General features: G+C 50.5%; 13 protein-coding genes. 9 read left to right on the forward strand and 4 right to left on the reverse strand.

Annotated features, from left to right (window positions below):
• Positions 1 to 16 precede the first annotated feature (16 nt).
• Positions 17 to 943 carry an ABC transporter ATP-binding protein gene (locus BMY11_RS19995; protein ID WP_090580232.1) on the forward strand — a complete coding sequence of 309 codons (927 nt, stop codon included), beginning with the start codon at positions 17 to 19 and terminating at the stop codon, positions 941 to 943.
• A complete protein-coding gene (locus BMY11_RS20000) occupies positions 936 to 1,670 on the forward strand; it encodes an ABC transporter permease (protein ID WP_090580234.1) in 735 nt (244 codons plus the stop codon). The genes BMY11_RS19995 and BMY11_RS20000 overlap by 8 nt, the downstream gene beginning before the upstream one ends.
• Positions 1,671 to 1,749: 79 nt before the next feature.
• Here BMY11_RS20000 and BMY11_RS20005 read toward each other — a convergent pair whose 3' ends face one another.
• Positions 1,750 to 2,619: a helix-turn-helix domain-containing protein gene (locus BMY11_RS20005; protein ID WP_090580236.1), complete on the reverse strand. Its 870-nt coding sequence runs from the start codon at positions 2,617 to 2,619 to the stop codon at positions 1,750 to 1,752.
• A 146-nt stretch (positions 2,620 to 2,765) separates the two neighbouring features.
• Between BMY11_RS20005 and BMY11_RS20010 the strand changes: the two genes are divergently transcribed.
• From BMY11_RS20010 to BMY11_RS20035, 6 genes are all read left to right on the forward strand, one after another.
• On the forward strand, positions 2,766 to 4,322 hold the full coding sequence (locus BMY11_RS20010) for a HEAT repeat domain-containing protein (protein ID WP_090580239.1): 1,557 nt from the start codon (positions 2,766 to 2,768) through the stop codon (positions 4,320 to 4,322).
• 216 nt (positions 4,323 to 4,538) lie between these two features.
• Positions 4,539 to 5,195 (forward strand): GntR family transcriptional regulator, encoded by a 657-nt coding sequence (locus BMY11_RS20015; RefSeq protein WP_090580241.1) that lies wholly within the window; start codon positions 4,539 to 4,541, stop codon positions 5,193 to 5,195.
• Positions 5,196 to 5,311: 116 nt separating this feature from the next.
• Entirely contained in the window at positions 5,312 to 6,235 is a 924-nt protein-coding gene (locus BMY11_RS20020; protein WP_090580244.1) for an ABC transporter permease, read from the forward strand.
• Positions 6,236 to 6,251: 16 nt separating this feature from the next.
• Entirely contained in the window at positions 6,252 to 7,154 is a 903-nt protein-coding gene (locus tag BMY11_RS20025) for a carbohydrate ABC transporter permease (RefSeq protein ID WP_090580247.1), read from the forward strand.
• A 103-nt stretch (positions 7,155 to 7,257) separates the two neighbouring features.
• Entirely contained in the window at positions 7,258 to 8,961 is a 1,704-nt protein-coding gene (locus BMY11_RS20030; RefSeq protein WP_090580250.1) for a type 2 periplasmic-binding domain-containing protein, read from the forward strand.
• A gap of 43 nt (positions 8,962 to 9,004) precedes the next feature.
• The gene (locus tag BMY11_RS20035; protein ID WP_090580253.1) at positions 9,005 to 10,102 is read left to right on the forward strand and encodes a mandelate racemase/muconate lactonizing enzyme family protein; all 1,098 of its coding nucleotides are present in this window, start codon (positions 9,005 to 9,007) and stop codon (positions 10,100 to 10,102) included.
• Positions 10,103 to 10,181: 79 nt separating this feature from the next.
• Here the strand turns inward: BMY11_RS20035 and BMY11_RS20040 are convergent, their stop codons facing one another.
• The 3 genes from BMY11_RS20040 to BMY11_RS20050 are packed head-to-tail and all read right to left on the reverse strand — an operon-like array spanning position 10,182 to position 12,184.
• Entirely contained in the window at positions 10,182 to 10,766 is a 585-nt protein-coding gene (locus tag BMY11_RS20040) for a ferric reductase-like transmembrane domain-containing protein (protein WP_090580256.1), read from the reverse strand.
• A gap of 20 nt (positions 10,767 to 10,786) precedes the next feature.
• Complete coding sequence (locus tag BMY11_RS20045; RefSeq protein ID WP_090580259.1) at positions 10,787 to 11,812, reverse strand: FAD:protein FMN transferase; 1,026 nt, start codon at positions 11,810 to 11,812, stop codon at positions 10,787 to 10,789.
• Between the two features lie 30 nt (positions 11,813 to 11,842).
• Positions 11,843 to 12,184 (reverse strand): hypothetical protein, encoded by a 342-nt coding sequence (locus tag BMY11_RS20050; protein ID WP_090580262.1) that lies wholly within the window; start codon positions 12,182 to 12,184, stop codon positions 11,843 to 11,845.
• Positions 12,185 to 12,321: 137 nt separating this feature from the next.
• Between BMY11_RS20050 and BMY11_RS20055 the strand changes: the two genes are divergently transcribed.
• Positions 12,322 to 13,584: a SulP family inorganic anion transporter gene (locus BMY11_RS20055; RefSeq protein ID WP_256217664.1), complete on the forward strand. Its 1,263-nt coding sequence runs from the start codon at positions 12,322 to 12,324 to the stop codon at positions 13,582 to 13,584.
• Positions 13,585 to 13,588: the final 4 nt, after the last annotated feature.

The following is a 13,588-nucleotide window of genomic DNA, read 5'->3' on the forward strand; positions in this document are numbered from 1 at the left end:
GGGGAGTTTGACAATAATGAACGATGTAATTCTGCAGGTCCGCGGACTTTGCAAGCATTATAAAGGGGTCAATGCGGTAGACGGCATTGATATGGCTTTGCAGAGAGGCGATATCTACGGCTTTCTCGGACAGAATGGCGCGGGCAAGACGACGACAATCCGCATGATGATGGGGCTCATTCAGCCGACAACCGGCTCTGTGGAGCTGTTCGGCGAGAAGATTGGGCGAGGCAAGAATCCGGTGCTGCGCAAAGTCGGCTCCGTAATCGAGTATCCTGGCTTCTATCCGAATTTGACAGCAATAGAGAATCTCGAGCTTCACCGCAAAATGATGGGTATGCGAGAGTCCGATGTGACCGAGGATGCCCTTCGTACGACAGGACTTTGGGATGCTCGAGACCGCAAAGCATCGAACTTCTCGCTTGGTATGAAGCAACGCCTTGGCATCGCTCGTGCGATTCTTCACCGGCCCGAGCTGCTTATTCTGGATGAGCCGACGAATGGTCTTGATCCGATGGGGATTAAGGAGATCCGGCTTCTCATTCAAGAGCTGGCGCAGAAGCGGAAGATTACAATTCTTGTCTCCAGCCATATCTTGAGCGAAGTGGAGCAGCTGTCAACGAAGGTCGGCATCATCCACCGCGGCCGGATGCTGGAGGAGACGCCGATGCAGCTCTTGAAGGAACGGAACCGGCAATATATCAGCTTGCAAGTTGATGAGCCAGAGCGCTCGAAGGAACTCCTCGCGAAGGAGATGGGCATTCAAGATTGCCGGCTTGATGAGGACGGCTGGCTGCGTGTCTATGGTGATGGTCATGTGCCTGGAGAGATGAATCGATTGCTTGTTCGTGAGGGGATTCTCGTGAACAGTCTCCATGCGATGAAAGATTCGCTTGAGGATTACTTTGTACGATTGGTGGAAGGCGGTGCTGTACATGCTTGATCTGATTGCTTGCGAATGGCTGAAGTGGCGCAGATCGCGCATGCTCTGGCTCGTCCTGCTTGGGGCGCTGCTGCCAGCTGCGCTGAACTTCTTCGTCGAGGTGCATAACTCGGGCACTGGCGCGGAGTTTGGGTGGAAAGGCTTCTTCGATGATAATCTCATGATGATGATGATGCTCATGTGTCCGGCCTTATTCTCGTTATTAATTGGTTATTTGTTCGCGAGGGAGTTTCAAGAGCGTACCGTCAACAATATGCTGACAGGGCCATATTCGCGCAATCTCGTGCTGGCAGCCAAATTCATCATTGCTGTCCCGGTACTCGCGTCGGTGCTGCTCCTCTCGTTCTTGCTTACGTTCGCATCTGCTTTCGTATTCACGTCACACCTACCGTCTGCGGAGATTTTCTGGCATACGCTCGGCAAATACGGGCTGCTTCTCGCTCTGGAATATGCGCTTGTCCCGATCGCTGCAGCTGTTGCGCTGCTGTGGCGCAGCTACATCCCAGCGATGGGGCTCGGCGTATTCGCGGTCATCTCGGAGCTGACGATCATGCAGTCCAAGTACATCATGTACTATCCGTGGAGCGCTCCGCTGAACATGCTCGACACGATGAACGAGCACTATAAATCGACTCCGACTGGCGTCATTACGATGTGCGTCGCTTTCATCGTACCGCTTCTCTTTATCATGACGTACTTCCGCAGAACAGATGTGCATAGTGGATAATAGCCCGCGCCTGCGCATCCCGCACAAAAACGCACTGTCCGATTGGACAGTGCGTTTTTGTGATGTCCGCCTACTAAGTTTATATCTCCGATTCGCGGAACGACTGCGGCGACTTCCCGGTATATTTGCGGAACATCCGCGAGAAATAATGAACAGAGCTGAAGTGATACTTGTCAGCGATTTGCATAATGCTGAGGTTGGAAGAACGAAGGTCCTCCTTCGCCCTGCTGATGCGGAACTGATTGATGTACTGAATCGGCGATAGGCCGGTTGTTCGCTTGAAGAGGTCGAAGAAGTAGCCTCTGCTGACACCGAGCGCCTCGGAGTAATGCTCAATGACAATATCGGCGCCGCTCAGCAGATCGACCTCGATTCGCTCCAGCAGCTTGCTGATGCGGGGGTCTGGAATATGCGACTCTTGTAGCGAGAACGTTAAGAAGTGATGGATGAATTCGGCAAAATGGCTCTGTGCTGACATGCTCCGCAGAAAGGTCCGCTCATTCGTATGCTCATTCGAAATGAAGCTTCGCTGCAGCAGGTCGGTCCAGTTCAACAGCGACGCGCTCACGTTTGCGATTTCGGGCAGCGGGAAAGGGAATTTATCGCCCAGGAACTCCGTATGCAGCAAATCGCGATCGTAGCAGATCGGGGCTGTTTCATCCTTGAACACTGCTGTGCGATCGACGTAATACCAATCGAAATAGCAGCATACTTTCGTCATCGGCTCATCCTTATCCGCGATCCAGCCATGCGGTTGTCCGGGCTCCATATAGACCATCATGCCTGGGTAGACTTCATGTTGGTCGCCCCGCAGCCGGAAGAGACCTTTTCCCTCCGTGATGATATAGATGGAGCTCGTGTAGACGTAACGATTAAGGCTGGTCTGTCCGCGATAGAACGGATATTTGGTAGCGTAGTAGACATAAGGGTGGAATTTAGAGAAATCCATCGTAGCCGTATCCCTTCTCCATGGTGTGCTTGATTAAATTGACCTGACTATTGTGCAACTGTCTGACTGTGAGCTAAATACAATTCAGGCTGCCCTCTGGTACATTTAATATAACATATCACTTATTCGAGAAGGGGCTGCGTAGGATGTCTAGCGAGTTGAAATTGCTCAATGATGAGCAGATGATTCAGTTTATTACGAAGGGTTATGTCGTTCTTCAGAATGAATTGCCGGAGGAACTGCATCGGAGCGTTATGAATCAGATCGACTTCGCCTTTCAGAATGAAGGGAATCCCGGCAATAACATATTGCCGCGAGTACCGGATATTCAGAAGTTTTTTGAGACGCCGGTAACGAAGGGCGCACTGACCAGTGTTCTGGGACCTGACTATTATATGCATCCACATCGCCATATGCACTACAACCAGCCGGGCAACGGGAAGCCGGGCGGTGGGGAGTGGCATAAAGATGGCTTCTGGTCATCCATGCGCAGCCATCGTCCGTGGTGGGTAATGATGTTCTACTACACGCAGGATATTACAGAAGATATGGGCCCGACGGCGATCATGCCAGGCTCCCAATATAATGAGAAGTTTCAGAACCAGCCGGAGCTGCTGCCGACAGGAAAGGCAGGCACTATCGCGCTCGTTCACTTCGATCTATGGCACAAGGCTTCGCTGAACACGTCGAATATTGACCGCTATATGCTCAAGTTCCAATTCGTCCGTCTAGCTGAGCCCGTGTCGCCAAGCTGGAATCATACGAATGCCGTTCCGGCGTTCACATTGGATGCACCTGATGCACATTTGAATTTGTGGCATGATGTATGGAACTGGCTCAGAGTTGAGAAGAGCCTCCAGGCGGCAGCTGACGGCGGCACCACAGAAGTGCCTGCATTAATCGAAGCATTGTCGAGTGAGAATGAAGTCATTCGCAGCGGGGCAGCCGATAAGCTCGGCTTGATCGGCCAGGCAGCGGAGGCAGCGGTTCCGAAGCTTAAAGAGCTTATTCGCGATTCGTCTGAGAATGTGGCGCTGAATGCTAGCTATGCGCTCGGACATATTGGGAATTCCGGTACTGCAGCTTTGCTGATGGAGCTAGGGGAAGGGTTCAAGTTAACCGCACAGCGTGCGGCGTATGGACTTCAAGCGGCAGGAGCTGAGGCCATTCCAGGTCTTGTTCGGTTGCTTGCACTTGGAGAAGAGAACAGCAGAGCACTCGCAGCCTTCACGCTAGGCATGCTTGGATCGGCGGCTTCTTCCGCAGTTCCTTCATTAATCGTTGCGCTGAATGATGTGAGCAAGTGGGTTCGCCGTAACGTTGTGGAAGCACTAGGCATGATCGGTGAGCCGGCGGATGAGACGATCCCGGCGCTCGTGAGAACAATCGAAGAAGCGGTTGCGAAGGAGTCTGCAGACGAAGAAAATGCCAGCACTGGTTCTTACGTATACAATCAAGAATATATTACGAACAAAATCGCCTATACGGCTGCATTATCCTTGCTGCGAATCGGTAAAATCGGCGATTCGGATCTAGTCATCAACGGGCTTGAGGCCGGCCTTCTGAGCAAGGACCGCTACACGAGAGCTTATGCATTCGAAGCGCTGACGGCTATCCGCTCGGATCGGGCGGTAGATGTGTTGATTAAGCAATACCGCGCTGCGCGCTGGTGCCCGGATACGCATAAATCAAGCACGTTTTAAGCAACAATTGGTGAATAGCCGCTGCGCTAGCTCTACTAGCCAGCGGCATCTCCCCATGTAAAGTTTCGCATGAACGCGAAGCTTCTTTGGTGCGGACTGCTCGTTCTCCTGTTGTCCTGTGCTGAAATTTTCCGAATTTTATACTTCACAAGCAAATCATACATGATATACAATTGGACATGAACGCACTCCACAACGAAGATAGGATGATCAGGGATGTCCAAGAAGCAGCTAAGTCGTTATGTACTAACTGACGAGTTATACGCCCTATTAAAGCAGCAAATCTTATCCCACGTTATGCCTGCAGGTGAGAAAATCAATATAGATAAGCTGGCGAGAGAGTTAGGGGTCAGCAACATTCCAATCCGCGAGTCGTTATTCCGATTGGCCTCTGATGGCTTCGTGACGGTTATTCCGTTTAAAGGCATGTTCGTTGCTCAGATGAGCTTGAAGGATATTGATGAGATATTCGAAATTCGTATTCAGCTGGAGGAGCTTGCTATTCGTAAATCGGCACCGCGTATTACGAAAGCGCGTCTGCAGCAAATTTTGAATGCGCTTGATGGCATCAACGAAGTCGCAGTGGATGAGCAGAACGAGGAAAAGGAAGTCCTGCAAATGAACGAGGGACTACATGGGACGCTATTGATCTATGCAGATAATTTCAATCTCCAGCAGATGGTTTCATCGCTAATTGAACGGATTCATCGCTATTTGAATTTGCATCACTACAAGATTGATCTGGAAGCAGAGAAAGAAGAGCATCGGAGCATCGTCAATTATTTGCTCGCAGACAATACGGAAGAAGCAGTGAAAGCGATGCGTTTGCACCTGCAGAACTCGTATGAGAGGCTCGTAGCAAATTTCAAATAGTGCTAAATGCCCCATCTGTTTTTTTGGGAATACATGTTTACATTATAAATCGTGTATGATATTTTATTTCTTGACAAAATAAGAGCGCTTTCATCGAAGGGGAGGGAAATGCCGGGATGGTCAAACCGGATACAGCTCGTCTGAAACGAAGAATACTCAGACACTGGCAGCTTTATCTCATTGTGCTGCTGCCGACGATCTTTCTAATCACGTTTAACTATGTTCCGATGCTCGGTGTCCAAATCGCGTTTAAAGAATTTAGTCCTGTCAAAGGCATCTGGGGAAGCCCTTGGGTAGGCGGCAAGCAGTTTAACATGTTCTTCACTTCTCCGTTCTTCTGGCCGGTCATTCGCAATACACTGCTCCTTAGTGTCTATGCGCTGCTGATTGGGACGCCTGCAGCCATTCTTCTGGCGCTTGCAATGAATGAGGTGCCGAGCCAGCGGTTTAAGAAGGTCGTTCAAATGACTACCTATGCGCCCTATTTTATCTCTACAGTTGTCCTCGTCGGTATCCTCAACATCGTTCTCTCACCTAGCACCGGCATTTACGGGCAATTCGCTCATCTTTTCGGGATTGATCAAGCTTATGATATTTTGGGCCAACCGAAGGCGTTCTCATCCCTTTATGTTTGGTCAGGTGTTTGGCAGGAAACGGGATATGGCGCCGTTATTTATCTAGCCTCGCTCGCCAACATTAACCCGGAGCAGCATGAGGCATCCAAGATTGACGGTGCATCCAGACTGCAGAGGATCTTACATATCGACTTGCCGGCTATTCGCCCGACCATCATCGTTCTTCTCATTCTCTCTGTAGGCGGTTTGCTCAGCGTAGGCTTCGAGAAAGTGTTCCTGCTGCAAAATATGATCAATATGGAAACCTCTGAAGTGATCTCGACTTACGTGTATAAGATCGGACTCGTGAACACGAACTTCAGCTTTGCGGTTGCGGTCGGCTTATTCAATTCCATTGTCGGCTTCATCCTGATCTTCACCACCAACCTGCTAGCCAAACGATATTCCGACTCCAGCTTGTTCTAGTGAAAGGGGACTCCAAGTGAACCAAGCTATTCGCATTCGAGAATCCTGGGAAGATCGACTACTCCTAACGATTGTATATGTGGTTCTGGGCCTTGTTACAATTGCCGTCGCTTACCCGATTATCTTTATCATCAGCTCTTCCTTTAGCTCCTCCTCCGCCGTCATGGGCGGTAAAGTATGGTTCTTGCCAGTGGAGCCAACGTGGTACGGTTACTCGGCGGTGTTCAAGTACAAGCAAATTTGGACCGGTTACTTGAACTCCATCTTCTATACCGGCGCCGGTTCGACACTCAGTGTCGCGCTTACCATCATGATGGCGTACCCGATCTCGCGAAAGACGTTCGTCGGCCGAAATATTTTCGTCTGGCTCCTGCTGTTTGCGATGCTGTTTAGCGGAGGACTTATCCCGTATTACTTGGTCGTTCGTAATTTGCATTTGCTTGGTACGGCATGGGCGATGATTCTCCCAGGGGCGCTAAGCATCTTCTCGGTCATTGTCGCGAAGACGTTCTTCCAGTCCTCCATTCCGAACGATCTGTACGAAGCAGCGCAAATCGACGGCTGCACGGACGCTGGATTTCTGGTAAGAGTCGTTCTGTTTCTATCAAAGCCGGTTATCGCCGTGCTGTTTCTATGGTCGGCCGTCGGCAACTGGAACTCTTACTTTAATGCGCTGATCTTCCTCAATGATGCCGGCAAGTATCCATTGCAGCTCGTGCTTCGGGAGATTCTAGTCGTCAACAATGTGGATACGAGTTCGATGTCGCTTAGCGCGGAGCAGCTGAAGCATTTTGAAGATATGAAGACGCTGTTGAAGTACTCGGTCATCGTCATTTCGAGCATTCCCGTTCTCATTCTATATCCGTTTATTCAAAAGTATTTCGTGCAGGGGGTGATGGTCGGGGCAATCAAGGAATAGTCCACCGTCTGAAAATAGAGCGTTAGCTTTAGCTTTAGCTTAGCGGCAAGTGGCTTCATCCATTCATGTAAGTGGTGTTTGAGACAATTCAGGAGGGGTGTTCATGTTGCGTATTACTAAACTAATTGTAGTTACGGCACTTATCAGCATCTTATTAATGGTTTCTGCTTGTTCTTCCAATAACAGCAACAATAATAGCGGAAACACGGCGTCGAATGACACGGCTTCAACGAATTCGAATTCAGGAAATGCCGGTGCTGCAGTCGATCAGGACAAAGTTGTAGATGTTTCCTTCTTCGCGGTACCTGGTGGCGATATCGTAGATTTGAAAACGAACTGGTTCACGAGCTATGTCAAAGAAAACTATAAGCTGGATATTTCGTTCAACATCGCGCCTTCGAGCGATGCGGCGACGAAGCAGTCCCTGCTGCTCTCAAGCGGTGATTATCCGGATGTATTCTGGAGCGCGAACTTCTCGCCTTCTGATATCTTGAAGTACTCGAAGCAAGGTATTTTCGTACCGCTTAACAAATATATCGATGAATATGCGCCGAATCTGACGAAAGCAATTGAAAGCGCTCCAGGCTTGAAGTCGGCGATTACAGCTCCAGACGGCAATATCTATGGCTTGCCTAACTACAACACATGCTGGCACTGCTTCTGGGCGAACAAGGCTTGGATCGATAAGAGCCTGCTGGACAAATTCAATTTGCAGATGCCAGCGACAACAGAAGATTTCGAGCATGTGATGCAAGTCTTCAAGGACAACGGCGTTACCGGATACTCCGGTTCTTCGGATGGCTATGATGTCATTCCGTTCCTGATGAATGCATTCACTTATGATAACGCTTCCGACTACTTTGATGTGCAAGACGGTAAGGTGTCGTATGCGCCAACGCTCGATGGCTGGAAGAAAGGTCTTGCTTACCTAAACACCTTGTATGACAAAGGATTGATTGATAAGCAGTCACTTAGCCAGAAGGGCGATATTGTGAAGCAGCTGGCTGCACAAGGCAAAGTCGGTGTTGTTCCATCACTTTACAGCGGTGCTTTCTTAGATATGAACGGCCCGAATTATAAGAACTGGGTAACAATTCCGCCTCTTAAAGGTCCAGATGGCGTGCAATACGCAGCATTCAGCGGCAACAGCCCAAGATCCCTCTCCTTCGCAATTACGAACAAAGCATCGGAAGAGTCAATCGTAAGGCTGATGAAGCTCGTGAACTTTATCTACACACCTGAAGGCACACAGATGATGAACTACGGTCCAGAAGGCAAGTATTGGACGAAAGCGGAGAATGGCGTTAAAGGTCTGGGCGGCGAACAGGCGCTGTTCATTACACAGTCTGATAAATTCTATTCCGCCGGTGCGAAGCAGAACGAAGGCTGGAACCAAATGGGCCCTGTATTCCAAGATATGACGTGGAGAAATGGCTTCGTTAAAGCAACATCTCCATTCACTGCAGATGGTCTGGAATCACTGCTGCTTCTTGAAACGATGAAGAATTACGCAGGACACCAGCCGAAAGAAGTGTACCCAGGCGCGATCTATATGGAGGATGCACAGAACCAGAAATTCGCGCTGCTCAAAACAAATATCGAGCAGTACATGAAGCAGTGGACGGCACAGTTCATTCTCGGCAACAAATCGGTAGATAAAGATTGGCAGGCATATTTGGACGGCTTTAAGAAGCTGGACCTCGACGGCTATCTGAAAGTCGCACAAGATGCGATGACGACGCCTTTCGATACATCTGCTTATCAGTCCGATTCGAAAACCGTTGAATTCTTGTCTTCGTTGAAATAAGAAGCATATACAGAGCAGTGATTGTGGAGGGAGAACCTACTTTATGAAGATTACGAGCGCAAAGAGCTTTATACTACATGTTCCGATTACGCCGCCGATTACGGACGCGATCAATGTAGCGACACACTGGGGTGTAACCGGCGTCCGTATTGAAACGGATGAAGGCATTACCGGATACGGCTATACTGGAACGACCGCCAAGGGCGATGAGATGATTGCCGATACCATTGATCGGTACTATGCCCCTGCGCTCGTTGGCAAAGATCCGACGATGATCAAGCAAATTTGGGATGATCTGCGGTTTGGCCCGATGCACTGGATTGGCCGTGCCGGCATAACGCATATGGCGCTTGCGGCTGTTGATATTGCGCTGTGGGATATCGTCTCGAAGGCTGCGAATAAGCCGCTCTGGCAATATCTTGGCGGACATAAGCCTGAGAAGATTAAAGCGTACAATACGAACGGCGGATGGCTGAATTGGAGCAAAGAGCGCTTAATCTCAGACATTACGTCCATCGTGGATCAAGGCTTCACTGCAGTAAAGATGAAAGTCGGCAAACCGGATCCGCGCGAAGATTTCGACCGTGTGCAAGCTGTGCGCAAGGCAATCGGCGATGACATCGGCCTCATGATCGACGTTAATCAGCAGTGGAATATTACAACTGCGATGACGTGGGGCAAGAAGCTGGAGCAGTTTGATCTGATGTGGCTCGAAGAGCCGCTTAACCCGGATGATATTGCGGGGCATCGCAAACTGGCGGATGCGCTGAACGTGCCGATCGCACTTGGCGAGCATGTTTACAACAAGTATGCTTTCCGGGATTACATCCATCAAGGCGCTGTTGAATATGTGCAGGTTGACGTTACACGTGTAGGCGGCGTAACCGAATGGCTGCAAGTGGCGGGACTCGCTGCGGCGTATGACTTGCCGATCTGTCCGCATGTCGGCGACATGGGTCAAATTCATCAGCATTTGGTTGCATCGACGCAGAACGCGATCATGCTGGAGTACATCCCATGGATTCGGCATATCTTCGAAGAGCCGGCTACTGTCGTTGACGGTTACTATAAGCTGCCGGAGCAGCCTGGAGCTTCGACGACCATTATTCCACGGTACTTTGATGAATATCGGATTCGGTAGTATGCATCCAGCGCTCGTCAATTGGCGCTTCAAGAAAGGACCTTCTCATAATGAAGGTCCTTTTCTCTTTATATATGGATTAAGCGCTTCTGCTGCGGCTCGCCGTCTGCGCCTTGCTCTTCTTCGGCGAAAAGCGGCGAATGAAGGCGCGGGCAATCGTTAAGAGCAGCACAGTAGCAGCGGTGACGATGTATCCGAGCCGGATGACTGGAAGCTGAGTATCCGTTCCGAGGAAGTAGCCGTGGATAAAGGCCATGACGAAGATCGGGTATGAGGATAGATGGATAAGGAACCAGAGCTTCTTTTTCAGCTTATTTCGCAGATCGGTCGTCAGTATGACAATGAGCATGCCGTATGCTGCAAGAATACCGAGCCCGTTCAGAACAGGATGATTCCGAGCGGTAAAAGGTACAAGGAGCTCGCGCCATGAGAACGGCATATAGGTATCAATGACGGTGAATACGCCGTGTAAGAGACCGACAACGGTTCCGCTAATGGTTAAAAAGCTGTGCAGCTTATAAATATCCGCCTTGCTCTCCCGCGACCACTGGGGAAAGCTATATAGAATGCCGAGGCAGATGCCGAGCGTGAGCATCACGTAAGATGCGATGCCAAGCGTACGAATTATCGGCCATGTTGGCAAGTCCACGATATATGAAATCATAGGTAGATCTCACCTCTCATCTATGTCTGTGTGCGCCAATGGGCTTGATCAATCGAGACACCGCGCCATTTGGAAGCTGACTCGAAGGAGGATCGGCTGCCGCAGTAATGGACGCGCCGGTCCACGCCGAACAACAGCGCTTCATAATGCTTCGTCTTGTTCTTGAACCGTTCAATCCCTTCGGAAGCACCAAGAATGCATATCGTTTTCGCCCAAATCTCGCAAGTGACAGCATCCGGGCCTGTCACCGTACATTGTTCGACATCGCTGCGGCTTGGCTGCAATGTTCGCGGATCCAGCAGATGATGCTTCTCATTGCCGCCGATCGTCCAGCGTCTTCCGAGCTTGCTCGATGTAGCTGCCGCGCCATCACAGAGCGCAAGTACGCCAATATCCTCTCCTTGCTGCCACGGATGCTCAATCGCCACAAGCCAGGGATCGGACTCAGGCGCACCCCAGACGGCGAGGTCCCCGCCGGCGTTGATTATCCCTTGCGTAACGGCAAGCTTCCTCATCATATAGCTCGCTAGCCGCTGAACGGACCAAGCTTTGACGATGCCGCCTAAGTCGAGCGGGGCGTGCAGCAAGACGGATTTCATGCCGGGATCAATATCCATAGCTGACTGAACTCCTGTTTGAGGGTGAGCCGCATTCGTATTCATTGTCACAGAAGCTAGCTTCGTTGTCCCTGTCGCCGCAGTGAGACGAGATGCCAATTGCTCGAATGAACGGTCATAGCCGCAAGTCTCAATCGCACCCAGCATACACGGATCGAATATCCCGCCTGTCTCGCTGCGATAAAGCTCCGCTAGCAACAGCACCTCCAGCATTGCATCCGAAAGCATGCATCGCTCTCCGATGCGCTGGTTCAATCGGCTCAGCTCGCTTACCTCGCGGAAGCGGGTGAAGCGCAGCTCCGTCTTCTGGAACCAGTCCTCTGCGAATCTGGCTATGCCGCGCACCCTGGCTCCCTGCTCTGTGGCAAACTTTAATTCAATTTGCGTATTCATCGCCGTTGTACGGAATTGATGCAGCGTCGTATTCACCCGCGATCATCCTCCTCACTCACGTATCCGTTATGAGCGCTCCGTTCGCGTATGTCTCGATTGGGACGACACGTCTCCGCCCCCAAACGAACCTGCGTCATCACTGCCTTGATTATCATTGAACCTATCATCATATCCGCCGCTGTCGGAATCGCTGTTATTGTCATCGCTGAAGTAGCTATTGATGTCATCATCATTCATGACCGTATCTGGCACATTCGCATCATCCATTACCGAAGGAGGGGATTGTGGCGCCTGCTCGGCATACGCCTCCTTGAAGGTTTGGCTCGTTCGTACCTCTTGGAACAGAAGCAAGATCCCGAGGGTGGCAACAGCGCCGATTTTCCATTTTCGCCACTTCTTCTGTTTCATAGAATGACGTACACCTACTTTCCTGTTCACTTAGCTTCATTATATAGGAGCTAGATGAAGTTAAGATGAGATTTAGTAGAACAGCCGCCAAAGAAGAGCCATGAAAAATCCGTTGACCTGCCGTTAAATGAGGGGTTATGCTTACCGATAGAATGCAGCAACCCGCAAGAGAAGACAGCAATTATAAGCAATATGAGGTGGATGAATTGATAGGTAATGGAAGTTGGCGAGACCAGTGGACGACGGATATGAGAGCGAATGTGCTGGCAGGTATGACGGCTACGCTGGCGCTTATCCCGGATTCATTGGCGTTCTCGTTTATGGCTGGCGTGCCGCCGCAGGTAGGCATTTATGCGACGATTTGTATTTTGCTCGTCATTACGTTCTTAGGCGGAAGACCGGGGATGATCTCGGCAGCAGCTGGCTCGATGTCGGTACTGATGCTTACGCTGGTGAAAGAACATGGCATTGCGTATCTGTTCGCAGCAACGGTATTGACCGGAATTATTCAATATTTGATGGGTGTGTTTAAGCTTGGCAAGCTCGTAAACTACGTGCCGCAGCCTGTTCTAACGGGCTTCGTGAATGCGCTGGCGATCATGATCTTTCTATCGCAGCTTCGCTATTTAACAGATGGCTCCTGGATGATGTATGTGCTTGTTGCGGCGGCACTGCTCATTATTTATGTATTGCCGCGGTATTTCAAAGCCGTACCTTCACCGCTCGCAGCTGTTGCAGTACTGACGCTCTTGGTCTGGGTATTCGGCCTTGGCGATGTGACGCGTATTGGCGATATTGCGGCGATTGATGCTTCGCTACCGTCATTCCTGTTGCCGGACTTACCCATCTCCTGGGACACTTTCTTCATTATATTGCCGTACTCCCTCTCGCTTGCGGTCGTCGGTTTCACCGAGACGATGCTGACACAGAATCTGCTGGATGAGATGACGGGCGAGAAGACAGATAAGAACAAAGAAATGCGCGGTCAAGGTATCGCCAACTTCATTGCCGGTTTCTTCGGGGGGATGGCAGGCTGTGCGCTTGTGGCGGAATCCGTACTCAATGTGAAGATGGGCGGTCGAAACCGGCTGTCTATGCTCGTGGCAGCGTTGTTCCTGCTACTGCTCGTCGTGGTGCTGGGCGATCTGCTGTCGCTTATTCCGATGGCGGCGCTCGTTGGCATTATGCTCATGGTATGCGTTGCGATTTTCGATTGGAAATCCGTCTTTCAGCTTCATAAAGTACCGGCTGCGGAAACAATTGTCATGCTCGTCACCGTTGCAGCGGTTGTAGTTACCCATGATCTCGCGGTCGGGGTCATCGCAGGTGTCATTGTAAGCGCCTTGTTCGTTCTGCTTCGCAGGAGAAATGTGAAGCGTGAAGGAGTGCATGAGCAGTAGGTAA

Source organism: Paenibacillus sp. OV219 (genome assembly GCF_900110075.1).
GTDB lineage: Bacteria > Bacillota > Bacilli > Paenibacillales > Paenibacillaceae > Paenibacillus_Z.

Excerpts from the sequence above, each read along its gene's own strand:
- BMY11_RS20020 (WP_090580244.1), top strand. The coding sequence starts at position 5,312 with ATGGTCAAACCGGATACAGCTCGTCTGAAACGAAGAATACTCAGACAC.
- BMY11_RS20030 (WP_090580250.1), top strand. The coding sequence starts at position 7,258 with ATGTTGCGTATTACTAAACTAATTGTAGTTACGGCACTTATCAGCATC.
- BMY11_RS20055 (WP_256217664.1), top strand. The coding sequence starts at position 12,322 with ATGCTTACCGATAGAATGCAGCAACCCGCAAGAGAAGACAGCAATTAT.
- BMY11_RS20035 (WP_090580253.1), top strand. The coding sequence starts at position 9,005 with ATGAAGATTACGAGCGCAAAGAGCTTTATACTACATGTTCCGATTACG.
- BMY11_RS20040 (WP_090580256.1), bottom strand. The coding sequence starts at position 10,766 with ATGATTTCATATATCGTGGACTTGCCAACATGGCCGATAATTCGTACG.
- BMY11_RS19995 (WP_090580232.1), top strand. The coding sequence starts at position 17 with ATGAACGATGTAATTCTGCAGGTCCGCGGACTTTGCAAGCATTATAAA.
- BMY11_RS20000 (WP_090580234.1), top strand. The coding sequence starts at position 936 with ATGCTTGATCTGATTGCTTGCGAATGGCTGAAGTGGCGCAGATCGCGC.
- BMY11_RS20015 (WP_090580241.1), top strand. The coding sequence starts at position 4,539 with ATGTCCAAGAAGCAGCTAAGTCGTTATGTACTAACTGACGAGTTATAC.
- BMY11_RS20005 (WP_090580236.1), bottom strand. The coding sequence starts at position 2,619 with ATGGATTTCTCTAAATTCCACCCTTATGTCTACTACGCTACCAAATAT.
- BMY11_RS20050 (WP_090580262.1), bottom strand. The coding sequence starts at position 12,184 with ATGAAACAGAAGAAGTGGCGAAAATGGAAAATCGGCGCTGTTGCCACC.
- BMY11_RS20010 (WP_090580239.1), top strand. The coding sequence starts at position 2,766 with ATGTCTAGCGAGTTGAAATTGCTCAATGATGAGCAGATGATTCAGTTT.